We start from the raw sequence: 23,981 nt of genomic DNA on the forward strand, positions 1-23,981 counted from the left end.
GTGCGTGCCACGTCGCTTCTGCGCTAGCGTGGCGGTGTGGTGAGTCCGGAGGCGAACAGGTTCGGGGCTGCGGTTTGACCGTCAGCCCCTGACACCTTTCGCCTCCGGAGTCTTTCTGTGCCTCTTTCGCTGTACCTGCTTGCCCTGGGCGTGTTCGCCATGGGCACCTCGGAGTTCATGCTCGCCGGTCTGCTGCCGGCCATCGCGTCCGATCTCGGCGTGCCCGTGGGCACCGCCGGTCTGCTCACCTCGGCGTTCGCCGTCGGCATGGTCGTCGGCGCGCCGCTGATGGCGGTGGTGACGCGTGCCTGGTCGCCGCGTCTCAGCCTCGTCTTGTTCGTCGTCGTGTTCCTGGCCGCGCACGTCGTCGGCGCTGTCACCACGAACTTCGCCGTGCTGCTGGCGTCGAGGACGGTCGCCGCACTCGCGAACGCCGGGTTTCTCGCCGTGGCGCTGACGACGGCTTCTGCTTCTGTGCCACCGGAACGGCGTGGACGGGCACTCGCTGTGCTGCTGTCCGGCACGACGGTGGCCACGATCGCCGGTGTGCCGGGAGGAGCCTTGCTCGGCACCGCGTTCGGTTGGCGCGCAACGTTCTTCGCCGTGGCCGTGCTCTGCGTCCCGGCCGCACTCGGTGTGCTGAAAGGGGTTCCGGCCCGCCGGGACCGGGTCGCCACCCCCGCGCTCCGGCCGGAGCTGGCCGAGCTGGGCAAGCCGCGGCTGGCGGCGGTCATCGTGCTCGCCGTGTTCGTGAACGCGGTGACGTTCGGGCACTTCACGTTCCTGGCCCCGGTCGTCACGGACGTCGCGGGGCTGGGCGAGTGGTGGGTGCCCGTCGCGCTCGTGCTGTTCGGCGTGGGGTCGTTCCTCGGCGTCCAGGCGGGCGGGCGGTTGTCCGACTTCGCGCCGCGGCCGGTCGTGCTGGCCGGTGGGCCGCTCGTGCTCGCCGGCTGGTGGAGCCTCGACCTGCTCGGCACGAACCCGGTCGCCTTGCTGGTGCTGGTCTTCGTGCTCGGCGCGCTGTCGTTCGCGGTGGGCAGCACGGTGATCGCCCGCGTCCTGCACCACGCGGGAGGCGCTCCCACGATGGCCGGTTCCTACGCGACGGCGGCGCTCAACGCCGGTGCCGTCATCGGGCCGGTCGTCTTTTCGGTCTGAGGCAATGAAAACGGTCCCCGCACCTCTGCCCGAGGTGCGGGGACCGTGGTCTGCCGGAGAGCGTCAGAAGGCGCTCTCGTCGACGTCCATCAGCGAGTTGTCGGTGGACTCCGCGATCTTGCGGCGCGCGGTCAGCTCCGGCAGCACGTTCTTCGCGAAGAACGACGCCACCGCGACCTTGCCCTCGTAGAACGCCTTGTCCTTGGCCGACGGCTCGCCGCCGAGCTTCTGCAGGGCGACCTCGGCCTGGCGCAGCAGCAGCCAGCCGATGAGCACGTCACCCGCGGTCATCAGCAGGCTGACCGAGTTCTGGCCGACCTTGTAGAGGTTGCGGACGTCCTCCTGCGACGAGGTCAGGAAGCCGACGAGCGAGCCGAGCATGCCCTGCAGGTCCTCGAGGGCCTGCTTGAGCAGCGCGCGCTCCTCCTTGAGCCGGCCGTTGCCGCCCTCGTTGTCGAGGAACGACTGGATCTCGCCGTTGATGTAGGCGAGCGCCTGGCCCTTGTCGCGGATGATCTTCCGGAAGAAGAAGTCCAGCGACTGGATGGCCGTGGTGCCCTCGTACAGGGAGTCGATCTTCGAGTCGCGGATGTACTGCTCGATCGGGTACTCCTGCAGGAAGCCCGAACCGCCCAGCGTCTGCAGCGACTGCGCCAGCTGCTCGTACGCGCGCTCGGAGCCGACGCCCTTGACGATCGGCAGCAGCAGGTCGTTGACCTTGGTCGCGAGCTCAGCGTCCTCGCCCAGCTTCACCTTGTCCTGGAACGTCGCGGTGTACAGGTACACGGCGCGCAGGCCCTCGGCGTACGCCTTCTGCAGCATCAGGCTGCGGCGCACGTCCGGGTGGTTGGTGATGGTGACGCGCGGCGCGGTCTTGTCCGTCATGCGCGTGAGGTCGGCGGACTGGACGCGCTCCTTGGCGTAGGACAGCGCGTTCAGGTAGCCGGTCGACAGCGTCGCGATGGCCTTCGTGCCGACCATCATGCGGGCGTACTCGATGACGTCGAACATCTGCGCGATGCCGTCGTGCACCTCGCCCAGCAGCCAGCCCTTGGCCGGGGTGCCGTGCTGGCCGAACGTCAGCTCGCACGTGGTGGACGCCTTGATGCCCATCTTGTGCTCGACGTTGGTCACGAAGGCGCCGTTGCGCTCACCCAGGTCACCGGTCTGCGGGTCGAAGTGGAACTTCGGCACGAGGAACAGCGACAGGCCCTTGGTGCCCGGCTTCGCCTCGATGCCTTCGCCCTCGGGACGCGCCAGCACCAGGTGCATGATGTTCTCGGTCAGGTCCTGGTCGGCGGACGTGATGAACCGCTTCACGCCCTCGATGTGCCAGGAACCGTCGTCCTGCTTGATGGCCTTGGTGCGGCCCGCGCCGACGTCCGAACCGGCGTCCGGCTCGGTCAGCACCATCGTGGCGCCCCAGCCGCGGTCGATCATCAGCTGCGCCCAGTGCTTGTCGCGCTCGGTGCCGTTGTTGTAGACGACCGTCGCGAAGCTCGGGCCCGCGAGGTACATGTAGACCGGCGGGTTCGCGCCGAGGATCAGCTCGGACGCGGCCCACGCGACCGAAGGCGGCGTGCCGAAGCCGCCCAGCTCCTCCGGCAGGAACATGCGGTACCACTCGCCGTCCCAGAGCGCCTTGTACGACTTCTTCAGCGACTCGGGCAGGGTGGCCGAGAACGTCGCCGGGTCGTACTTCGGCGGGTTGCGGTCGGCATCGGCGAAGGAGTCCGCGAGCGGACCCTCCGCGAGGGCCTTCATCTCGGCCAGAACGCCGCGAGCGGTGTCCTCGTCGGCCTGCTCGAACGGCCCCTTGCCGAGGTGGTCCTGCACGTTGAAGACCTCGAACAGGTTGAACTCGAGATCCCGGACGTTGCTCTTGTAGTGGCCCATCTCGTCAGCTCACTCCTCAGGGTCGGGGCGGAACGCCTACTGACCGGTAACAACAGAGTATTACTCGACAGTAACCCCGGCAAGGCCGTCCACCCGCTGGTGGCGAACGGAACACTCCTCCGCCCCGCCTGAATCGGACATGAGGGCCGGTCAGACGCCTGCCGGGCGCTCGGGGAGCGTCTTGAGAAATCCGTCGCCCGATGCCGGCGGCGAGGAGGTGCTCCGGCTAATCGAGCGCGGACGGACCGCTCAGCAGCAGCCCCGACCGGTAGGCCAGCGACACCGCGTGCGTCCGGTCGCGGGCGCTGAGCTTGCGCAGGATGCCCTTCACGTGGCTGCGCACGGTCTCCACGGACACCACGAGCTCGGCCGCGACCTGCTGGTTCTCCAGCCCCTCCGCGATGAGCGTGAGCACCTCGTACTCGCGCCGCGTCAGCACGGGCCGTTCCTTCGCCCGCAGGTCGGGGTGCGCGAAGCCGCGCGCCCGGCACGTCTCGGCGATCACCCGCATGACCTGGCCCGGCTGGGCGCTGCGCGGCACGACGCCGCTGACGCCCGCCTCCCGCGCGACGGTCAGGTAGTTGCCGTGCGCGTGGGCGTCGCGGACGAGCCCGATGACGAGCAGCGCCGGGTCGCGGTCGACGAGCAGCCGCGTGAGGTGGCCGCCGGGGTCGATCAGGGAGTCGACGAGCAGGAGGTCGGGGCGCAGCCGCGCGTGCAGGCGCACGGCGGAGTGCAGGTCGCCCGCCGATCCCAGCCACCGCAGTCCTGGTGCGCGTCTGACCAGCGCACACAGACCCTCGCGGTACAGCGGGACAGGGTCGATGAGCGCGATGCCGGGAGCAGGCCGGCCTGGCGGGAGCATCAGCACCTCCGTTCGTGCTTCCAGACGAGTGACGTCGTTCCCGCGGGGGCGTGACGCCGGTGAGTCCGTTCATGTGGATGAACAAGGGTCACGAATGTGATGCAAGAGCCGCGAACGTCTTCCGCCCGCGGCAACGGGCTCGTAAGACCTACGTCACATATCCCATGCGGATGTGCCAGGTTCCGCCGCCCACAGACCTGGTGCTTCTCGCTGGCACACGTGTGTGCACACACGCAGGAGGTCACATGGGCACCCTCGACTGGCTGGTCGTGGTCGGCTACTTCTTCGTGATGGTGGCGATCGGACTCTGGTCGCGTGGGCGGATTCGCAACATCGCCGACTTCTTCACCGCGGACGGCAGGATGCCGTGGTGGCTGTCCGGCATCTCGCACCACATGTCGGGCTACAGCGCCGTCATGTTCGTCGCCTTCGCGTCCGAGGCGTACCGGCTCGGCCTGACGGTCTACGTGTGGTGGGCGCTCACCATCGGCATCGGTGTCGGCATCGGCGCCTTCCTGTTCGCGCCGCGCTGGAACCGGCTGCGCTCCAAGCACGGCGTCGCCTCCCCGCTCGAGTACCTGGCCCAGCGCTACAACGTGCCCACCCAGCAGGTGATGGCCTACGCGGGAGCGCTGCTCAAGGTCGTCGACATCGCCGCCAAGTGGGCGGCCGTCGCGATCCTGCTGCGCGGCTTCGCCGGTGTGCCGATCACCTGGGGCATCGTGCTCATCGGCCTGGTCACGATGGTCTACTCCGTCCTCGGCGGCCTCTGGGCCGACGCCCTCACCGACTTCGGCCAGTTCGTCATCCAGGCGGCGGCGGGCTTCGCGATGTTCTTCGCCGTCGCGGGCCGCCTCGGCTGGGGCTTCCCCGCGACGATCTGGGACCGGTTGCCGGACAGCCACAGCGACCCGCTCGCCGGCCCGTACACCTCGACGTTCCTGATGGCGCTCTTCCTGATCAAGACGCTCGAGTACAACGGCGGCATGTGGAACCTGGCACAGCGCTACATGGCCGCGCCGTCCGGTTTCGCGGCCAAGCGGTCCGCGCTGCTGTCGGCCGCGCTGTGGCTCGTGTGGCCGCTCGTGCTGTTCCTGCCCATGTGGGCCGCTCCGCTGATCGTGCCGGGCCTGGAGGGCGCGCAGGCGGAGAACGCCTACATCGAGATGGGCAAGGAGATGCTGCCCGCGGGCATGGTCGGCCTCGTCCTGGCCGGCTTCTTCTCGCACACGATGGCGATGGTCTCCTCCGACGCCAACGTGATCGCGGCCGTCGTCAACCGCGACATGCTGCCGCACCTGTGGAAGAAGGTCAGGACGTTCTCGGCGGAGAACCAGCTCCTGCTGGCTCGTGTCACGACGTTCTCGTTCATCGGCCTGAGCATGGTCATCGCCATCGCCTCCGGGGGACAGGGCTTCGTGCTGAAGGTCGTCGTCGACCTCGTCGCCGCCACGATGGGCCCGATCGCCATCCCGCTGATGCTCGGCCTGCTCCCGTGGTTCCGCCGGGTCGGCTCCACCGCCGCCATCGCCTCGGTCGTCGGCGGTCTCGGCCTGTGGGCGTTCCTCTACGTCGAGCAGATGAACAAGGCAGCCTGGGTCACCAAGGGCGTGCTCGTGTCGTGGCCGCTGCTGCTGTCGCTCATCCTCTACCTGGCCATCGGCTTCCTGAAGAAGGAGCCGAGCAGCGAACGGGATGTCCTGCTCGACTCGCTCGGTTCCGACGAGCCGGAGCAGGAGAAGGTGAAGGCGTAACCCGCCCGGTTCCGGCGGCGGCGCACCCGGACCGGGTCGCCGCCGCTGACGCGCTTGTGACCTGATGGTTGCCGTGTCGTGCGTCATCGTCACGAGACTCCGGCAACTCGGACATGCACAGTGGACGCATGGGTAAGTGGTGTCCCGCGGACGATGCCGAGCTGGCCACGGGCTGGCGGCTCTGGCTGGAGCTGAGCGACCGCGTCTTCCCGGGCCCGTCCTGGGACGGCACGCCCGCCGGCGCCATCCACCAGGTCCGCGGGCTGCTCGCGGCGTGCGAGTCGATCAGGACGGACTACCTCGCCGAGACCACCCGCCCCTCCGTGGCCCTGCTGCAGCTGTTGCAGTCGATGGTCTTCGTGGCCTCCTTCCCGGTCGACCTCTGGCACGACGACACGTACCCGCTGGACGACGAACGCGCCGAGCTGCTGCACGGCGACCTCGCGTCGTTCGCCGACCACGTGGCCGGGGTGCGGGCCGCGCTGGCGCAGGGCGGCGGCTGGGTGGAACTGGACCGGCGTCCGTGGGGACTCCCGGTCGACTGACCGCCGTTCTCCCCTGCCTGGCGGCACACTGGGCGGGTGAGCACCCAGTTGCACGCGGCGCTGTCGAGGATCGGCACCAGGACGGCGTTCCCGCGTGGCGGCATGATCGTCCGCCAGCACGAGGTCGCGGTGTCGGTGCTGTACGTCGAGCGGGGCATCTGCCGGGTCGCCCACCTGTCCGCCAACGGCAGGGAGAGCCTGCTCGCCCTGCGCGGGGCCGGCGAGCTGATCGGTGACTTCGGCGTCCTGGCCGGACGCCCGCGCACCGCGATGGTGACGGCGGTGACCGAGGTGGTCGGCCTCGTCGTGCCCGCGGCGAGGTTCGAGCGGCTCGCCGAGGACGAGCCGGAGGTGGGCAGGGAGCTGATGCGGCGGCTCGTGCTGCGGGTGGAGGAGGCCAACACCAAGCGCGTCGACCTGGGCACCCTGCCGACCCGGCAGCGGCTCGCCCGGCTGCTGCTGGAGCTCGTCACGACCTACGGCGACGACGTCGGCTCGCTGCTGACCCAGGAGGAGCTCGGGCACGCGATCGGGGCTACCAGGGAGTCCGTGGTCCGCGCGTTGCGGGGGATGCGGGAGGACGGGCTGGTCAGCACCGCGCGGCGCACGATCGTCGTGCTGCGGCGGGACCTGCTGGCCGCCGAGAGCGCCGGGTCATGACGCGATCACGATCCACGTGACCAGGAACCCGGCCGACACGATCCACAGCACCAGCGCGCGTCTCAGCGCCCGGTACTTCGAGCGCGCCACTCGGGCGAGGGTGTGGGCATAGGCCCAGCCCTCCTCGTCGCCGGACGGCAGCCGGGCGGGTCGCCTCGGCAGCAGCGCCCGCACCAGGAAGACGGCCGACGCCGCCAGCGTCACCGCGGAGAGCCCGAACGCGACGAGCGCCACCACGTTCCACACCCCCGCCGCGCGGGCGACCGGACCGAGCAGCGGTCGCTGGCTCGCGGCCGCGGCGGCCAGCCCCGCCACGGCGGTCGCGCACAACCCCGCCTTCCCGTCCGCGTTCCTGATCCACGCTCTGCTCCGCCGGATGGCCAGTTCCGGTCCGCTCATGTCGTCCCCGTTCTCCCGAGACCACTGTTCATGATCTTCGGGTTGAACGGAAACAGCTGATCGTGTGCGAGCTCGCGGTGCTTTCTGCGACATTTGCCGCAGACCGTCCGGCCCGTGCCGCGGTACTACTCCGGGGGTGTCCAGTTTCTCGTCCGGAAGGGACGATTCATGTACATGTCGCTTGGCATAGGACGCCGGGGTGCACCCGGTTCGTGCGGTGCTGATTGACGCGCTATTGTTCTCGCGCTTCGGCTGATGGCGAGAAGCGAACTCCTCTCTTCTTCTGACAGATTCCTTCCTCGGCGTTCGTGGAGGTCGGTTGACTCACGACGGCAGTGGCTGGCCGGTGCGGACTCTTCTCGGCAGGTTGTCCGCGGCGGCGCGGAAAAGCGTGCTCGCGCTCGGAACGGAACGGTTCAGAGGTCCTGGCGAGTCGATCCTGCGCCAGGGCGAGCACGGCACCGACGTGATCCTGCTGCTGTCCGGCTACGTCAAGGTCGAGGTCGACCTCCCACGCGGGGAGAGAACCCTGCTGGCCGTGCGCACCGCCGGTGACCTGGTCGGGGAGATGGGGCCGCTGGAGCGCAGGCCCCGCAGTGCGAGCGTGCGGACGTGCGTCCCGATCCGCTACCGGTCCATCGCGTGGACCGACTGGGAGCGGTTCCTCGGAGCGCACCCGGCGGCGGCGCTCGAGTTCGGCCGGATGCTGTCCGCGCGGTTGCGGTCGGCCAACGAACGGAGGCTGGACGCGGCGGTCTCCCGGCGCGTCCCGGTCAAGATCGCGCGCGTGGTGGACGAGTTGTTCACCGTGCACGGAACTCCGGTGGAATCCGGCGTGGCGTTGTCGGTCCCGATCACGCAGCGGGAGCTGGCGTCGTTGGCGGGGGTCTCGCTCTCGGCCACGGAATCGGAACTGCGTGAACTCGAAAACAGTGGTCTGCTCAAGTGGAAGTACCGCGGTTGTCTGCTCCTCGACAGCGTCGAGCTGAAGCGGCGCGCGGAGAATTTTCCCGACAACCCCCTCCAGTAGGGAATGTCGTTCGTCTGTTCCGGTGGAAAGTTCCGGCGGAGCGCGCCATCGGCGCCGACGCTCCGTCCTGAAAGGAAGTGGAATGGTTGATCCATTCAACCGCGCCCTCTGCATGACCGCGGACGCGGAAGGCTACGGAAGGCGCAGCGACCCGGAGAAGGCCGTCGTCCAGGAACAGCTGTCCGAGGTGCTGGGCAGGGCCGCGGAGCAGGCGGGGCTCGCCAGGGACACCTGGCAGCGCCAGCCCAAGGGCGACGAGGAGCTCGCGGTCATCCCGTCCGCCGAGTTCGAGCCCGCCGTCGTCGACCCGTTCATCGCCGCCCTCGACCGGGAGCTGTCCGTCGTCAACCTCGGTGTCCCGCCGAGCAGGCGCCTGCGGCTGCGCGTCGCGCTGCACCACGGCGTCGTCCACCCCGCCGCCCTCGGGTTCGGCGGCCAAGGCGTCGTGCACGTGTGCCGGCTCGTCAACGGTGCCGCGGTGAAACAGGCGCTGACCGCCGCACCGGACTCGAACCTCGCCGTCGTCCTCTCGCCCGAGGTGTTCGACCACGTCGTGCGGCAGGGCCACACCTCGTTGTCCCCCAAGGACTTCCGCGAGATCGACGTGACCAACAAGGAGATCACCGCCAAGGGCTGGCTGCGCGTGCCCGGTTCCGACGTGCACGCGCTCGACCTCGGACAGCCGCGTGCCGCGAAGCCCGCACCCGCGGGCCGGGTGGCGCACATCGAGTTCCACGACGTCGTCAACGCGGAGCACGCGACGTTCGGGTTCAGGGAGGGCTGACCGCGTGGACCCGGACAACGAGACCGGCGAGGTCCCGGCCGCGGCGCCCGGCGAGGCGCCCGACGCCCACCGGCAGGAGGACGTCGCCGAGCCGCTGGTGGACGACCAGGAGGACGAGGACCTCGACGAGGCGTCCGCCGCCGAACGGTCGCGCGGCAACCAGGTCATCAACAACTTCTACGCGGAGGTCGACGCGGCCAACGCCAGGTTCGGCGTGTCCGTCTCGGCCTCCACCCGGCGCGCGACCGGTCCGATCAGCAGGGCCGAGATCGACGCCGTCCGGCAGGACTACGTCCGCCCCGGCTGCTTCGACGAGTTCGAACGGCTGCTGCGGGCCGAGCACCTCGCCGTGGCGGTGGGCGTGGACGGCATCGGCAAGCGGACAGGGGCGATCGCCGGGCTCTGCTCGGTGCTGCCGGAGGGGAGCCCCGTCGTGGCGCTCGCTCCGTCCAGCGACTTCGCGGAGCTGCGCATCGCACCCGGCCGCGGCTACCTGATGGCCGACCGGCTGGACAGCGGAGCCGCGTCCGTCCAGCAGCGGTTCGAGATCGAGCGCGTCCAGGCCGAACTGGCGCGCAACGGCTCGTACATGGTGATCACGCTCGGGTCGCCGGGCGCGTTGCGCAGGCACCTGCGCCGGTTCGTCGTCGACTGGCAGCCGCCGGACTCGGAGCTGTTGTTCGACAGGTACTTCGGCGACGTCCCGGACGGCGACGCCGACCTCGCCCTGGTGCGCAAGCGCATCGCGGACCAGCCTCCGCGCACGGTCGTGGCGGTGGCCGGAACGGCCGCGCGGCAAGGCGGAGCCGCGGCTCTCGCCGAGCTGACCAGCTCGTCGGCCCAGATGGTGCGGGACTGGTTCGACGAGGACCGGCGCACGTTGAGCGAGGTGCTCTCGGCCGCCGCGGCGCTGTTCGCCTACGGCGTGCCGGTGCGGAAGTTCGAGGTGCTGCTGGAGCGGCTGCTCGAGCTCGGCGCGTCCGGCGGGAACGAGATGGTCGGGCCGCAGATGCGCGCGCTCGACAGCCCGCCGCCGCAGCGCCGGGTCGACTGGGCCAACGACGGGACGCTCTTCACCGTCACCCGCGACCTGTCGGCGGAGTTCGGCGACCCCGGCCGGGAACGCCGGATCGTCTTCCGCTTTCCGAACCACCGCGAGCACGTCGCCGCCGAACTGGCCGAACGGTTCGGCATCGAGGTGTGGGCGCCCGTGCGGACGTGGGCCCACGAGGTGGTCAAGACGCCGGTGTCCGAAGTGCACCTCCAGCTCGCACTGGGCTTGGCGCTGCTCGGCCGCGACTCGTGGGGAGAGGTCGAGGAGTCGTTCCTCATGCCGTGGTCCAACGGCACCGGCCCGGAACGCGTCGCCACCGCGTACGTGCTGTCGTGGATGTGCATCGACGACTCGCTGGCACCCGTCGCGCTCGACCTCGTCCTGAGGTGGGTGCGCGACAGCCGGATCAAACGGCGCACCACCGCCGCCAACGCCCTCGGCGGCGCGCTCGGCATCCGCTACCAGCTGCCCGCGCTGACGTGGCTGTGGCACCTCGCGTCCCGCGGCGGCATCGAGAGCAGGGTGGCTCGGCAGTCCATCGCGGCGTTGTTCTGCGCGAACGCGGGCGACGGCGCGGACGCGGGCAGCCTGCTGCGGTTCGTCCAGCGCGGACTGGACACGGCGGTCGACGACGGCCGCCCGATGCCGGCGCTCGACACCGTCGTCGCGGTGCTCGGCGCCACCCGTCCCGACTCCGGCGAGACCGCGATGGCCGGTGTGCTGCGCGAGCAGCCGCAGAACCTGCGGGTGGTCGGGGAGCTCTGGGCGGAGACAGTGCGCAGCGCGCGCCATCGGGGGAGGGGGATCGACGCGCTGCGCCGCACGCTCACCGCACTCGGCGAGGACGAGGTCGCGAAGACCGTGATCGTCCGGCTCGGCGAGGTGGTGCGCGTCTGCCTGACCGACACGGAGACCGAGATCCTGCGCCGTTCGCTCGGCCAGGAGCTCGGCGGTCCCGCCGGTGGCGCGGGCATCGCCGAGCAGATCGTCTCCGCGCTGCTCGCCACCTTCGCAACCGGATCCGACTGGTAGGGGGAGAACACCACCGATGACGCACAACGACAACTACCCGGTCTGCGAGGAGCGGACCCTGCCCGCGGTGAAGCGGCGGGTGTTCACCAAGCGCAGGGACGTCTCCGAGCTGCCGCCGCAGAACCCCGGCACGGTGCTCGTGTTCGAGGTCGGCGGCCGCTACGAGGCGTTCAGCGAGCGCCGCCACCTCACCGGCGCGGAGGAGGCGGTGATCGACGCGGTCACCGTGAGCGTCGTCGACGTCCGCGCCAGGCTCGTCGACGTCGAGCTGGCGATCCCGTCCGCCAACCCCGGCAACGACTTCCTGGTGCACGTCCGGTTCGGCTGCACCGTCACCGACGCCGAGGTGGTCGTGGCCAGCCGCCTGACGAACGCCGCCCACGTGCTGCGCGAGTACCTGCGCCGCGACCGTCCACTCGTGGAACTGGGCTGCGACTACCGCATCGACGAGCTGAACGAGGTGCGCAAGCTGGTGAACGCGCGGGTCACCGCGTACTGCCGGCTGGAACAGCCCAGGGTTCCCGGCCTCGCCGTAGAACTGTCCACAGTGGAGGTTCTGACGCCCGGCGAGCTGCGCACGCACGGCGGCAGGATGCAGGAGGAGGCGTGGGAGCAGCAGTACACGACGCTGAAGCTCAGCGGGCAGAGGGGATCCGCCGAGTTCCTGCGCGACATGATCAGCCAGGGCCCGGAGATGGCGGACGCCATGGCGTTGAGCCGCGGCGAGATCACCGCCGCGCAGATCGCCGCGCAGAAGCGTGCCGACACGGAGCTGGAAGTGCAGAACGCCCTGCGGGTGCTGTCGCTGCTGGGAAACGCGGACGGGCTGAACCACATCGGCTACGACCCGGCCCACCTGATCGACAAGATCACCCAGGCCAAGCTCGGCGTGCAGCCGGCTCCCCAGATCGCACCGGCGGGCCGCAGGCGTGCGGTCACGGCGGGCCAGAACGACGACAAGCCGGGATTCGCACCGAATGAGGACGACCTTGCCTGACCTGACGAAGCTCCGGCCGCTCCCCCGCGACCTGGACCTCGGTCGCAAGCTGCGCACGTTCGCGGGCGTGGACGAGAAGGTCCTCGCCACCGTGCCGCACGAACGCGCCCGCTACACCGGCGTGGGCGGAGCGGTCCTCGGCACCGCCACGATCGCCACCGCCTCGTTCGGCCTGGCCCTGGCGCAGATCTTCGACGGCTGGAGCATCGCCCTCCTGCTGCCGATGCTCCTGTGGGGCCTGTTCGTGCTGAACCTCGACCGCTGGCTGGTGTCGAGCTCGACCGGCTCGAAGTGGACGAGAAGGGCGTGGCTGCTCGTGCCGAGGCTCGTGCTCGCCTGCTTCTTCGGCGTGATCATCGCCGAGCCGCTGGTCCTCGGCATCTTCGGCAAGGCCATCGAACAGCACGTGCAGGAAGGCCGCCGAGCCGAGATCGAGGCGTTCGAGAAGCGCCTGGCCGGCTGCAACCCCACCAGCGGCGCCGCCCCGACGACCGGCTGCACCGAGGCCGACAAGATCCGCACCGGCACCACCCCGGCAAGCCTCGAACAGGAACTGGCCAACCGCCGCGAGGACGCCGCCGCCCTGGAAGCCACCATCAGACGCGACACCGAAGAACACGGAAAACTGGAAGACCTCGCCCGCCGCGAGTGCGCAGGAGTAGGCGGCGACGGCCTCACCGGCGTGGCAGGCGCCGGCCCCGAGTGCCTCAGACTCCGCAAACAGGCCGACGACTACGCCGCCGCCCACCCGATCGCCCCGAACAAGGCGAAGCTCGACGACCTCACCACCCGCATCTCCGACCTGGAGCAGAACACCGGCACCGCGAAAGCGGACCACGACAAGGCGATCGCCGCCGAGATCCGCACCCGCGTCCAAGCCAAGCACGACACCTACAACGGCATCGGCCTGCTGGAACGCTTCAAAGCACTGGACGAACTGGTGGCAGGCAACGCCTTCCTCCTCGCCGCCCTGTGGGCAGTCCGCCTGTTCCTGATCGTCATCGACTGCCTGCCCGTGCTCGTGAAGATCTTCGGCGGCGTCACCGCCTACGAACGCATCGTCGAAACCCACCTCACCAGCGCGGTGAAGAGCGAGAACGAGGAACTGCGCGTCGAAGAGGCCCGCAGGTCGAGCAGCTGGCGCATCCAGCTCCGCGAGATCGAGATCGCCGAACGCAAGCGCATGGCCGAGATCGACCTGGAGCTCCGCGAACACCAGGTGGCCACCAACCGCAAGTCGGAGTCCGCTGTGGACGAACTCGCCGCCCTGCTGCTGCGGGAGGCCGAGGAGAAGACGGTGGTGAACGAACGCCTCGCGGCGTGACACGTATGGGCCCCGGCTGAGCATCAGCCGGGGCCCACGGCGTCAGGGAACCAGCGAGGCCAAGTCGACGGAGACTTCGACGGGCCCTTGGACCACAACGCGGCCGGCACCATCACCGGTCGGCATGGGCGTTCGTTCCCGGTATGTGCCGCCTACCAGTTCGAAGGCGCGCAACGTGGCGGCTCGACGGCCTGCGTGCATGTCGACGGTCCACAGGTAAGGCACACCGGCGATGGCGTACCCGGCCACCTTGGTCTCTCTTTCATGCACGTTGTTGCCTGGAGACCAGATCTCAACGGCGAGCACCAATGCCGACGCGGGGAAGCTCGTTGTCGTGGGCAGCGTGTTGAGCAAAGCAACGTCAGGGATCAACGCGGTGCGGATAGCAGTCGAGATCTCAATACCCACACCCGTGACGGCATGCAGCCTGTCGTTGCCTTCCACCGCTTGCCACAGAGCGCGGTAGAGAGCTCCCAGCGCGTACTGATGTGGGCCGCCTGGTGGCGGCGACTCGTGGTAGTAACCCCAGATCAGCTCAAGTTGGGACCCGTCGTCGGGGTGATCGGCAGAACGCCACTCGTCGACGGTGGTCGGGCCGATGGGGTGTGCGAGATCGGTAACCGCGGTCACCTCGCTTCCGGTTCGTCGTTGGTCACCACTATCCCCTGCTTACGCCTGAGCAGTGCGAATGCGAGTGTCGCCGAGCTGAAGACCAACAGAGGGCGCTGCTCAAGGCGGTGGTGGACGAACGCGTCGCGGCGTGACGGCCCGCTTCGTCCGGCTACTCTGGAACGAGACCTCCAGGCGAACGAGGTGCGGCCGTGACCGACGAACCCTCCGCGAACGACATCGGCCGCCGCCTCCGCCAGATCCGGCACGCGCGGGGGAAGTCGCTCGCGGTCGTCGCCGGCCTCGCGGGCATCTCCACCTCCTACCTGTCACGCCTGGAGTCCGGCGCACGGGCGTTGGACCGCCGCTCGTTGATCGTGAACCTCGCGAACGCCCTGGAAGTGGCCCCGAGCGAGATCTCCGGCGCAGGGCTGGTGTCACCCGGCCGGTTGGCAGAAGACCGATCGCTGAACGAGGTCAGGCTGGCGCTCGCCGCAGCCGGCATGCACGACCCGCGTGGCGAGATCGTGCCCGTCGAGATGCTGTCGAGCCGTGCGACCGCGTTGCTGGACGCACAACGAGACTGCAGGCTCGAATTGGTCGGCGCCGAACTACCGCTCCTGATCCGGGACCTGCACGCAACCCTGGAAGCCGGACACGACGTGTCCCGTCTGCTCGCCTTGGTCCACGTCCAAGGCACCCAGGCGTGGTTGACGGACATCGGCGCCAACCCGGATCTCGCGTGGCAAGCCGTCACCCTCGCGCAGCAGGCGGCTGCACGGGCAGACGATCCGTTCTCCCACGCGGTGAGCGCGTTCGGCACGGCCTTCGGCCTCATGGCCGTCGGCGCGTTCGACCTGGCGTCCCAGGCGCTGTCAGCCCCAGCCGTGGGAACGAAGACGAAGGAAGCTGCGGAAGTCACCGGAATGCTCGCCCTGACGTCTTCGCTCACCGCCGCTGCCAGCGGAAACCGCGCCGAACAGCAAGCGGCACTCGACCACGCAGCCGATCTGGCCCGCCACACCGGCGAAGGAAACACCCTGTGGTTCGGCTTCGGCCCAGGCAACGTCGGTGTCTGGCGGATGTCCGTGGCACTCGAAGCAGGCGACCACGCCACAGCCGCCCGGATCGCAACCACCGTGACGCCGGAAACCCTGCCGTCGGCAACCAGACGCGCGACCTACTGGCGTGAGTACGGCCGCGCACTGGCACATCTGCCGCGAAGGTTCGAGGAAGCGGTCGCGGCGTTGCGCCGAGCTGAACAGATCTCACCGGCACACGTGCAACGGCACCCGTTCATGCGCTCGGTCCTCGCGGAACTGCTGACGAAGGCGAAGCGGGACAGCGCGGGCCGGGAACTACGAGGGATGGCGCACCGCGCCGGCTTGGTCGTGTAACTCGACCAGGTGACCTTGCCTCCCAGGCACAACACCAGGTCAGCCCGTTCCTAGCGTTCCGGAACATGATCTCTGTCGTCGCGCCGTTCATCACCGCGTGGAGCACGGAACAAGACTTGCCGTGCCGGCTGGTGGAACACCCCGGTCGAGGTGTGGCTTATGCCGATGAGGTGGTGACCGACCGGGATGCGCACGGCGTCCTCTGGCGCCAGACCTCGACCCGCAGAGGCGAAGGGCGCCCCGAGTTCGGCCGAGTCCATCCGGCGTGGCAACGGCAGGCTATGGAGCTGTTGTTGTGCCAGGTGTGCGGCGGTCCCGCAGACCGCGATGACGAGGGTGTTCTGTGGCTGCTGCGAGACCATCGCGACGACTGGCGTCACTGGCCGGAAGGCATGGGCTCGACCGGAACCGCCCATCTGCCTGCCCTGCGCCGTGGTGTCCGTCCGTCTTTGTCCCGCACTGCGGCGCGGCGCTGTCGCTATTCGCGCTCGTGAGTTTCCGATCGCTGGTGTCCGAGGTGTGCTTTATCGACGAGGTCCACTGGCACCGGTTGCGGCTGGGATCGTGACCGTGCCGTACGACGACCCTGCGGTGCGGTGGGTGCTGGCTTCGGCCTTGGTCCGCGAGCTGCGTGGTTGCGGTGTTGTGCGGTCGGAGGAACTCCAAGCGGACACGCGTGGTGACGGCAAAGACGAGGGCTCAGGTTGTGTGACCTGGGCCCTCGTCGTGGAGCGGGTGACGGGAATCGAACCCGCCTCTGCTGCTTGGAAACCCGTTTCAGCGCGCAAGGCGTATGCCTCACCCTGCGATCGGGCGGAGTCAAGGATGACCGTGACGTATACCTGTTGACCAGGTCTTACAACCCATCGGACTCGAAGTTCCATCGGGCGGCGTTTGGCCACTGGGCGTTCAAGCTTCTGCCCCAGGGGAAGGGTTCACGCCTCGAACGTGTCCCATGGCTGTCCTGTGGGATATTCGGAGGGCAAGTCCTGAACGTCACCTGGACGACAAGTCTCGCCTCGCGAACCGTCCTGAGCCTTGATAGCGCAAATCGGAGCATGAACCCTGGGATTCGAACCCACTGCGGCGCGCTGACGAGGAGGCGCTCGACCTCGCACGTGATGCATCCACTCCGTCTACGCCGTGCTTCGGCGCAGGACTCTGGCCCGCGAACTGATCACGTCGTGCTTCCAGACGTGCCGCTGTTCTACTCCGTCGCTCTCAGCAGCTTCCAGGACTTCAGCTGCGAGGTCACCAGATCTGTGGTCAGCCTGCCAACCTGGTCGCGCCGACGTACTCGTCCATGTTTTCGCTGGTCAGACACCTCGTGTCGAGATCAAGAAGATCCGTTTGACGATGTCAGGAACAACCAGAGCTTCAAGTGCGTTGTGGCGGGGTAGACAGGATGGGGGATTGCCCACATACCCATCTACCCCTAATCTGGACAACGTACCGCCGTGAACCAATGCCTAGGTGACCGCCGCCCACCGCCAACCACGACAGGTCAGCTCCGCACCGGAGGACAGCTGACCGTTCGTCGTCGCCTAGCCATCATGAGCAACGCCGCTGCGTTGGCAATCAGTGGTGCGCGCTCAAGAAGCATTCAATCAAGGGGCCATCATGACGACACTCGAAGGATTCCGCCCCGTCGCCGAAGTTACTGCAGACGAACGCTCACGCATCGCATTCGGCAAGGCGGGAGTACACAAGGACGACCGCTACGCTGTCTCCGTCAACGACGAAGGCGCCATCTTGCTAACCCCCCTGGTCAGCATCCCGAAGCGGGAGTTGCTGGTTTGGGAGAACGACGAGTTGCGCGCTTCGCTGTTCCGCGGCTTGGCCGACGCCGCTGAGGGGAAGATCAAGCGGCTCGACTGGGTCACGGCCAACATCAACGCAGACGCGGATGACGAGGACGAGTGAGCGCTCCGCCGTACGTACTCCTGTACACAGCCGAGGCTGAAAAGGTCATGATGGACCTGCAGGACAGGCAGTACATCAAGAAGTGGAAAAAGGTGCAAAAAGCCTTGGCCCTTCTTGAACAACCTGGTCCTACCTACCCTGGGTTGCGTTCCCACACGTACCAGTCAGTTCCGGGTCCAGGGAAGGCTCAGCTGTGGGAGTCGTACGTCGAGAACAACACACCGTCGGCCTGGCGCATATGGTGGATCTACGGCCCTGAAGCTGACCAGATCACTATCGTTACGATTGGCCCGCATCCGTAGACTCGCCGCGCCGACCCGTCGGACAGAGCGGTCTCGGTACGGAACTTGCTCCTCCGCGATCGCATATTGCAAGCCACTGGCCAGCTCAAACGCGGAAATCGGGCGCCTTGGTCACTAGACTGTGACCACGGCGCCTGATTTCCGTGAAGGCTCGCTCGCGGGAGACCAAACCGCAACACACCCTCATCGGCCAGTCTTAGGCCGCCGTACTTCTTGTTCGACAGCCAGTTCTGATGTCGAAGCTGCTGCTTATCTGCACCTCGACCCACAAGAGCTTTGGCACTGAACCGCTCGGCGGTGGATCGTCGGCATAGGGACCTGCGCGATCGATGATCTTGGACAATGTAAAGGTCAGAGCGCAGTCGGCGCCGGTACAGCCACCCGACGCAGTCTCTCCCAGTCGGAACACTAGTTGACGTCGTGGTTGTCGTGGTCGTAGTTGTGATGGGCACGAACGACGGTCTGTCGTTGGCAGTGTCGGACTTTCCTGAACACCCATCTATCAGCAGTAGAACCAGAAATTTCGACGCAGGACCGAGTTAAATGATTGCCGGGAACAGGGGCGGGGAACCTTCCCGCAACGAGCACCCCTGAGCCATGTCGACCGATTTCTGGCTATCTTCTATCTGCGGTTCCCTGTGGGGCCGCCTTGAATGAAGGAAAGAAACTCCGAACGCGGCAGCTCTACGCGTTGACCAGCCGCACGAGTTCGGCAGTGCTCGTTAGATCCGCAAGCACGACTTCAGCGCCAGCGGCTTGAAGGTCCTCGGCACTGCTGCGCCCACTCGCCACAGCGATAACACGCGCACCTGCGGTCAGGCCGGCGGCCACGTCCTGCGGAGTGTCCCCGATGAGCACCGTGTCTCGCGGGGAGAACTCAGTGCCAAGCTGCCGAGCCGCACGCTCCCTGGCGATTGCGACCAGTTCGGCCCGGTCGGTGTGGTCGTCGCCGTACGCACTCGTCACCAGGTCGAGAAAACGTGCCAGACCGAGCGCGACCAGCTTGATGCGGGCAACAGCCCGAAGGTTCCCGGTCAGCACCCCTTGATGAACCACCGGGTCAGCTTCCAAGGCAGCCAGAGCTTCCCGTGCTCCCGGCAACACTCGGGCTCGCGACGCGAACTCATCGCGGCCGACCTCGTAGCTGTCGACCAAGGCGCTCACGAGCTGGCCCACCGAAGCATCAGTCGGCTCGATCCGGTGCAATCTCAGTGTCTCCGTGATGATGTCCAGCTCGGTCCGGCCGCTGACGTCGGCAAGTCGCTGGAAAGGCTGGCCGAACGCGGCGGGGATCGCTCGCTCGTACATCTCCCGTCCCATGCCGCGGGACTGGAGCAACGTGTGGTCGATGTCCCAGAGCACGAGCCGCCGCAGCTCGTTCGGCGCGATCATGCTTCGAGTCTGTCACCGGTCGGGTCAGCGCAGGCGGGTGATTGCGTCGCGCCACGACAGCAAAAGACGAGGGCCCAGGTCGTGTGACCTGGGCCCTCGTCGTGGAGCGGGTGACGGGAATCGAACCCGCCTCTACAGCTTGGGAAGCTGTCGTTCTACCAATGAACTACACCCGCAGGAGCAAGCTCGCCGCCGATCATACACAGCGTCGCAACGCACGCGTCCAGCACCTCAACGCCCGTGTCCCGGCCAGGGCGCCGCGTCCGGATTCGGTTAGCCTGTCCAGGTGCTGCTGAGTGACCAGGATCTGCGCAAAGAGGTCGAGTCGGGCCGGCTCGTGCTCGACCCGTTCGACGTCGAGATGCTCCAGCCGAGCAGCATCGACGTGCGGCTCGACCGGTTCTTCCGGGTCTTCAACAACACCCGCTACACGCACATCGACCCCGCTCAGCAGCAGGACGACCTCACCAGCATGGTCGAGGTGCCGGCGGACGAGCCGTTCGTGCTGCACCCCGGTGAGTTCGTGCTCGGCTCCACCTACGAGATGGTGACGTTGCCGGACGACCTGGCCGGGCGGCTTGAAGGCAAGTCCAGTCTGGGGCGGCTCGGGTTGCTCACGCACTCCACCGCGGGGTTCATCGACCCCGGGTTCTCAGGGCACATCACGCTGGAGCTCTCGAACGTCGCGAACCTGCCGATCACGCTGCATCCCGGTATGAAGATCGGGCAGTTGTGCCTGTTCAAGCTGTCGAGTCCGGCCGAGCACCCGTACGGGTCTGCGCAGGCCGGGAGCCGGTACCAGGGGCAGCGCGGGCCGACGCCGAGCCGGGCGTACCTGAACTTCCACCGCACCGACACGCGCCGCTGAAGCGTTAGAAGCCGTAACGCTCCAGCACGCGCCGCCGCAGTTCGGGGTCGGTGCGGGGGACGGGTTCCAGGAAGACCTCGTCGAGGTCCGGGAACTCGGTGTGCAGTTCCGCCGAGATGCGCACGCACGCCCTCTCCAGGTCGGACGCGGTCAGGGCGTCGTCGAAGTCGAGGCGGGCGCACAGCAGTACGCGGTCGGTGCCGATGAGCATCGTCAGCACGTCCACCACGGCGTCGACCTCGGGTTCCGAGGCCAGGCGGCGCCAGATCGCCTTCACGACGACGGGGTCTGCCTGGCGGCCGATCAGCAGGCCGCGGTTGGTGCGGGCGAGGATGTACGCGACGGTTGCCAGGAGTGCGCCGATGGCCAGTGACGCGAGGCCGTCCCACACCGACGAGCCGGTGAGCTGGTGCAGGCCGAGGCCGGACACGGCCAGCAGCAGGCCGATCAGGGCCGCGGAGTCCTCCAGGAAGACGGTTTTGACGGTCGGGTCGTCGGACGTGCGCAGGAAGTCCCAGAAGCTGTGGCCGTGCTCGGCCGACTGGGAGCGGACCTGGCGGAACGCCTGGGTCCACGACACGGACTCCAGCACGAACGCCACGCCGAGCACGATGTAGCCCACCAGTGGGCGGGTTTGTTCTTCCGGGGCGCCGAAGACGGTGCGGAAGCCCTCGTAGAACGCGAACACCGCGCCCGAGGCGAAGATCGAGACCGCGGCCAGCAGGGACCAGAAGTAGCGCTCCTTGCCGTAGCCGAACGGGTGGCGGCGGTCGGCCGGGCGGTCGGAGCGGCGCAGGGCCGTGAGCAGGAGGGCCTCGGTGAACGTGTCGGCCACCGAGTGCGCGGCTTCGGAGAGGATTGCCGCCGAACCGGTCAAAACACCCGCGATCGCTTTCGTGATCGCGATGGCGAGGTTGACGACCAGGGCCAGGACGACGGTGAGAGTGCTTTCCCCGGAAGTCTGCGGCTGCTCGCTCATGACGATCACTGTAGGCCCGGTGGCGCCCGCTCACAGGTCGGAAGCGGGCCGTTGACCGGCGAAAATCACGGTTTTGTCTCGGGGGCAACCGGGAGGGGTGCTCAGACGACTTCTTGTCGACTGGCTGCCGGGGGCGGCTGGGAAACAGGTCGGGAAATCAATCCGGAATGCTCGCGGCTCTATTTGTGCTGCGCAAAAAAATTGGGGGCAGGAAAATGGGGATCGTCCACCGCGCCGCGGCCGTCGGCATCGTCACCTCGCTGGTCGCCGTGCCGCTCGCGCTGCCGGGCACCGCGTTCGCGCAGAACGAGGACCGTCCGTCGAGCTTCATGGGCGGCACCGTGTTCAACGACCTCAACGGCGACGGTGTGCGGCAGGAGGGCGAGCCCGGGATCAAGGACGCCGCAGTCCTCGTGAAGGGGACGGACGGCAAGGCGTACCCGTACTCGACCGACGCGGCCGGGAACTGGCTCGTCAAGTACGTGCAGTCCGACGTGTACGAGGTCAGCTACGTCGACTCGAAGCTGGGCGGCACCACGCCCTCCTCGGTGCGGGTCGACGTCACTGACCACAGCGGGCACTCGATCTCCTTCGGCCTGCGTGGCGGCTCGATCTGCGGCGTCGCCTGGATGGACGAGAACTCCGACGGCGAGCGGCAGGCGGGTGAGGGGCCGGTGTCCGGCCGGTTGGTCTACCTGCACGGGACCGATCGCCAGGCCCACTCCGGTGCGGACGGCGGGTACTGCTTCGACGGTCTCGGGCCCGGCGAGTACCGGCTGTTCTCCTCCCGCCTCCAAGCCGACCGGCTGGTGCTGACCAAGGGTGGTGGTGACTCGAAGTTCGACTGGGTCAGCGCGTTGTCGCAGCCGGTCGTGGTCGGGAAGGGTGAGCAGGTCACGGGCATCGACTCCGGCTACGTGGTGCCGCGTGCCGACCTGAAGGCGGTGCAGGTGCTGATCAACCGGCCGGGCGGCGGCGCCACCGACGAGAACGACTTCCGGGTGGGCGACGTCATCGAGGTCTACGGCTCGGTCACGCCCAACGGCGACGTGCCGGAGAGCATCGGTGGGGTGCTGACGCTGCCGGAGGGGCTGCGCATCGAGGCCGCGGTCGGTGGTCTCGGCGACACGGCTGTGATCCGCGGCCAGGAGGTGCACGCGGTGCACGGCGACAAGAAGCACCAGGGGCTCGTCGAGTTCCTCGGCGCCAGGGTCGTCGTGGAGAAGGAGTTCACCGGCGGCGAGATCAAGTGGCAGGTGCAGGGCTTCCTCCCCGACACCGACCCGTCCAACGACGTGCTGACCCGCACGATCAACGCACTGCCCGCCCAGACGCAGCCGCAGACGCAGCCGCAGGGTGGTGCTCCGGTCGCGGCCCCCGCCAAGACGGCCGGCCTGGCGAACACCGGCGTGGACCCCGTCGCCGCGGGCGCGATCGGCCTGGGGGCGCTCGCCCTCGGTGGCCTGGCTCTTTTCGGTGCCCGGCGTCGGCAGCAGGGCTGACCGTTACTGCGTTCGAGTGACATTCGCGGGGCGGGGCAACATTCGCCGCTCCTGAGGTGTCTTACGACTGGGATCCGCATCCGGGGGGACGCTGATCACCAGGGGGTAAGACGGAACGGCCCGCGTCCGGGAGAGACGCGGGCCGTTCTGCGTCTCCGTGTCCGGTGTCACGCAACACCGGGCGCCGGTGCGGAGATGTCCTCCACAGACGATCTTGGGGGATCACCGTGAAGAAGCACTTCGCCGTCGCGTTGACGGCTGCCCTCGTCCTGCCCGCCACACCGGCGGCCGCCCAGGACGAGACCATCACCATCGGGGGCCTGGTCTACCTCGACCGCAACGTCAACCGCGTCTTCGACGAAGGGGACGTCGTCTGGACGGACGGCCTCTCCGTGCGGGTCTCCGAACACGACACCGGCCGCATCATCGGCGACTTCGGCACGGACGCGAGCGGCCGCTACCGCGTGGTCGTGCCGAAGGGGCCGGAGTACGCGGTGACTTACATCAACCAGGACTACGCCACGAACCGGCCGATGTACGGCTTGATCACCGAGAGCACGGCGGACGCCGACTTCAACCTGATCGGCCAGATCCTCGCAGGCAGCTCGTTCGTCGACGCGAACGGCGACGGCGTGAAGCAGGCGGGCGAGCGGACCCACCAGGGCCGGATCAAGGTCGTCGGCCGGTCGCGCAGCGGTCGTGCGATCGAGCTGGAGACGCAGCCGGGCGCGGACGGCACCTACTCGTTCGACCTGCCGGACGGCGATTTCACGATCACCGCACCGGACCTCACCGCGGAGGGCTTGGCTCTGGCCCCGCCGAGGACGCCGCACGACATCGACTGGCTGACGGGGTCGCACAAGCTCCAGCAGATCTGGGACGAGGACCGCACGGACCGCCTCGACCTGCGCTACCTCGAGGCGAAGGCCGACATCGGCCTGGAGTCGGCCGTCACGCCGGTCCGGGACGTGTACACGATCGGCGACCAGCTCGATCTGAAGCTGACGCTGACCAACCACGGCAACGTGCCGGTCGCGCCGACGTTCTTCCTGGGGTCGTTCGCCGCGAAGCTGCTGTCGCACAGCGAGAACGTGACGCTGCGGCCGGGCACCGACGAGGACTTCACCGTCAACGCCAAGATCCTCCCCGGCCAGCAGGTCGACGTCGCGCTGCGGATCGAGCTGACCGACGTCGAGTACACCGAGGTGCACGCGCTGGTGCGCTTCAACTTCGGCCGCCTGCCGGACGTCGGCCAGCAGAACAACGTGGCCGTGAAGACGATCAAGGTGGTCGCGCGGCCCACGACCGGGCCGGGCACGACCACCGAGCCGACGGCGACGACCACGACGGCGGCGCCCACGAGCACGACGGACCAGGCGGTCGCCAAGGCGGGCAACGGTTCGGGCCTCGCCTCGACCGGTGCGTCACCGCTGGGTTTCCTGGGCCTCGGCGCACTGCTGCTGGCCGCGGGTGTGGGCGCGCTCTTCGTGGCACGCCGTCGCCGATCCTGA

General features: G+C 68.4%; 20 protein-coding genes, 1 tRNA gene and 1 pseudogene. 15 read left to right on the top strand and 7 right to left on the bottom strand.

The features are described 5' to 3' along the window. Positions 1-117: 117 nt before the first annotated feature. Positions 118-1,146, top strand: a pseudogene (locus tag BLT23_RS04430) (Cmx/CmrA family chloramphenicol efflux MFS transporter); the annotation flags it as partial. 75 nt (positions 1,147-1,221) lie between these two features. Here the strand turns inward: BLT23_RS04430 and BLT23_RS04435 are convergent. Next, a complete protein-coding gene (locus BLT23_RS04435; protein WP_090045947.1) occupies positions 1,222-3,054 on the bottom strand; it encodes an acyl-CoA dehydrogenase in 1,833 nt (610 codons plus the stop codon). 226 nt (positions 3,055-3,280) lie between these two features. Continuing rightward, positions 3,281-3,919: a response regulator transcription factor gene (locus tag BLT23_RS04440; protein ID WP_090046819.1), complete on the bottom strand. Its 639-nt coding sequence runs from the start codon at positions 3,917-3,919 to the stop codon at positions 3,281-3,283. Between the two features lie 245 nt (positions 3,920-4,164). On the opposite strand from BLT23_RS04440, the gene BLT23_RS04445 reads away from it, so the two are divergent. The 3 genes from BLT23_RS04445 (at position 4,165) to BLT23_RS04455 (ending at position 6,878) form a co-directional block, all read left to right on the top strand. Further along, entirely contained in the window at positions 4,165-5,673 is a 1,509-nt protein-coding gene (locus tag BLT23_RS04445; RefSeq protein WP_090045949.1) for a sodium:solute symporter family protein, read from the top strand. 128 nt (positions 5,674-5,801) lie between these two features. Next, positions 5,802-6,218, top strand: coding sequence for a hypothetical protein (locus tag BLT23_RS04450; protein ID WP_090045950.1), 417 nt, complete (start codon positions 5,802-5,804; stop codon positions 6,216-6,218). A gap of 36 nt (positions 6,219-6,254) precedes the next feature. Beyond that, positions 6,255-6,878 carry a Crp/Fnr family transcriptional regulator gene (locus tag BLT23_RS04455; RefSeq protein ID WP_090045953.1) on the top strand — a complete coding sequence of 208 codons (624 nt, stop codon included), beginning with the start codon at positions 6,255-6,257 and terminating at the stop codon, positions 6,876-6,878. On the opposite strand, the gene BLT23_RS04460 is transcribed toward BLT23_RS04455, so the two are convergent. Continuing rightward, on the bottom strand, positions 6,873-7,277 hold the full coding sequence (locus BLT23_RS04460; protein ID WP_090045955.1) for a Pycsar system effector family protein: 405 nt from the start codon (positions 7,275-7,277) through the stop codon (positions 6,873-6,875). The two genes, BLT23_RS04455 and BLT23_RS04460, sit on opposite strands and share 6 nt — an antisense overlap. 319 nt (positions 7,278-7,596) lie before the next feature. Between BLT23_RS04460 and BLT23_RS04465 the strand changes: the two genes are divergently transcribed. The 5 genes from BLT23_RS04465 to BLT23_RS04485 all read left to right on the top strand — a co-directional run bounded on the left by BLT23_RS04465 (position 7,597) and on the right by BLT23_RS04485 (position 13,498). Continuing rightward, positions 7,597-8,307: a Crp/Fnr family transcriptional regulator gene (locus BLT23_RS04465; protein WP_143035817.1), complete on the top strand. Its 711-nt coding sequence runs from the start codon at positions 7,597-7,599 to the stop codon at positions 8,305-8,307. An 82-nt stretch (positions 8,308-8,389) separates the two neighbouring features. Then, entirely contained in the window at positions 8,390-9,091 is a 702-nt protein-coding gene (locus BLT23_RS04470) for a hypothetical protein (protein ID WP_143035818.1), read from the top strand. Between the two features lie 4 nt (positions 9,092-9,095). Next, positions 9,096-11,177, top strand: coding sequence for a hypothetical protein (locus tag BLT23_RS04475; RefSeq protein WP_090045961.1), 2,082 nt, complete (start codon positions 9,096-9,098; stop codon positions 11,175-11,177). Between the two features lie 16 nt (positions 11,178-11,193). Then, positions 11,194-12,174 (top strand): hypothetical protein, encoded by a 981-nt coding sequence (locus BLT23_RS04480; RefSeq protein ID WP_090045963.1) that lies wholly within the window; start codon positions 11,194-11,196, stop codon positions 12,172-12,174. Beyond that, entirely contained in the window at positions 12,167-13,498 is a 1,332-nt protein-coding gene (locus tag BLT23_RS04485; protein WP_176946602.1) for a DUF4407 domain-containing protein, read from the top strand. Before BLT23_RS04480 ends, BLT23_RS04485 begins: the two co-directional genes overlap by 8 nt. A 42-nt stretch (positions 13,499-13,540) precedes the next feature. Here BLT23_RS04485 and BLT23_RS04490 read toward each other — a convergent pair whose 3' ends face one another. Next, a complete protein-coding gene (locus BLT23_RS04490) occupies positions 13,541-14,128 on the bottom strand; it encodes a Uma2 family endonuclease (protein ID WP_090045967.1) in 588 nt (195 codons plus the stop codon). Between the two features lie 191 nt (positions 14,129-14,319). On the opposite strand from BLT23_RS04490, the gene BLT23_RS04495 reads away from it, so the two are divergent. The 3 genes from BLT23_RS04495 (at position 14,320) to BLT23_RS04505 (ending at position 17,427) form a co-directional block, all read left to right on the top strand. After that, positions 14,320-15,504, top strand: coding sequence for a helix-turn-helix domain-containing protein (locus BLT23_RS04495; protein WP_090045969.1), 1,185 nt, complete (start codon positions 14,320-14,322; stop codon positions 15,502-15,504). Between the two features lie 65 nt (positions 15,505-15,569). Beyond that, positions 15,570-15,998, top strand: a complete 429-nt coding sequence (locus tag BLT23_RS04500) for a hypothetical protein (protein WP_176946603.1) — start codon at positions 15,570-15,572, stop codon at positions 15,996-15,998. 1,126 nt (positions 15,999-17,124) lie between these two features. Further along, positions 17,125-17,427 (top strand): hypothetical protein, encoded by a 303-nt coding sequence (locus tag BLT23_RS04505; RefSeq protein WP_090046820.1) that lies wholly within the window; start codon positions 17,125-17,127, stop codon positions 17,425-17,427. Between the two features lie 986 nt (positions 17,428-18,413). Here BLT23_RS04505 and BLT23_RS04515 read toward each other — a convergent pair. Continuing rightward, positions 18,414-19,121 carry an HAD family hydrolase gene (locus BLT23_RS04515; RefSeq protein WP_090045973.1) on the bottom strand — a complete coding sequence of 236 codons (708 nt, stop codon included), beginning with the start codon at positions 19,119-19,121 and terminating at the stop codon, positions 18,414-18,416. A 102-nt stretch (positions 19,122-19,223) separates the two neighbouring features. Beyond that, positions 19,224-19,297: transfer RNA gene (locus BLT23_RS04520), tRNA-Gly, on the bottom strand. 110 nt (positions 19,298-19,407) lie between these two features. Here BLT23_RS04520 and dcd point away from each other — a divergent pair. Beyond that, the gene (gene dcd / locus BLT23_RS04525) at positions 19,408-19,989 is read left to right on the top strand and encodes a dCTP deaminase (RefSeq protein ID WP_090045975.1); all 582 of its coding nucleotides are present in this window, start codon (positions 19,408-19,410) and stop codon (positions 19,987-19,989) included. Positions 19,990-19,993: 4 nt separating this feature from the next. Here the strand turns inward: dcd and BLT23_RS04530 are convergent, their stop codons facing one another. Continuing rightward, on the bottom strand, positions 19,994-20,968 hold the full coding sequence (locus BLT23_RS04530) for a cation diffusion facilitator family transporter (RefSeq protein WP_090046822.1): 975 nt from the start codon (positions 20,966-20,968) through the stop codon (positions 19,994-19,996). A 215-nt stretch (positions 20,969-21,183) separates the two neighbouring features. On the opposite strand from BLT23_RS04530, the gene BLT23_RS04535 reads away from it, so the two are divergent. After that, positions 21,184-22,470, top strand: coding sequence for an SdrD B-like domain-containing protein (locus BLT23_RS04535; protein WP_176946604.1), 1,287 nt, complete (start codon positions 21,184-21,186; stop codon positions 22,468-22,470). A gap of 227 nt (positions 22,471-22,697) precedes the next feature. After that, positions 22,698-23,981, top strand: coding sequence for a hypothetical protein (locus BLT23_RS04540; RefSeq protein ID WP_090045979.1), 1,284 nt, complete (start codon positions 22,698-22,700; stop codon positions 23,979-23,981).

Origin of the sequence: Lentzea fradiae, from assembly GCF_900100955.1 — a bacterium.
GTDB classification, from domain to species: Bacteria; Actinomycetota; Actinomycetes; order Mycobacteriales; family Pseudonocardiaceae; genus Lentzea; species Lentzea fradiae.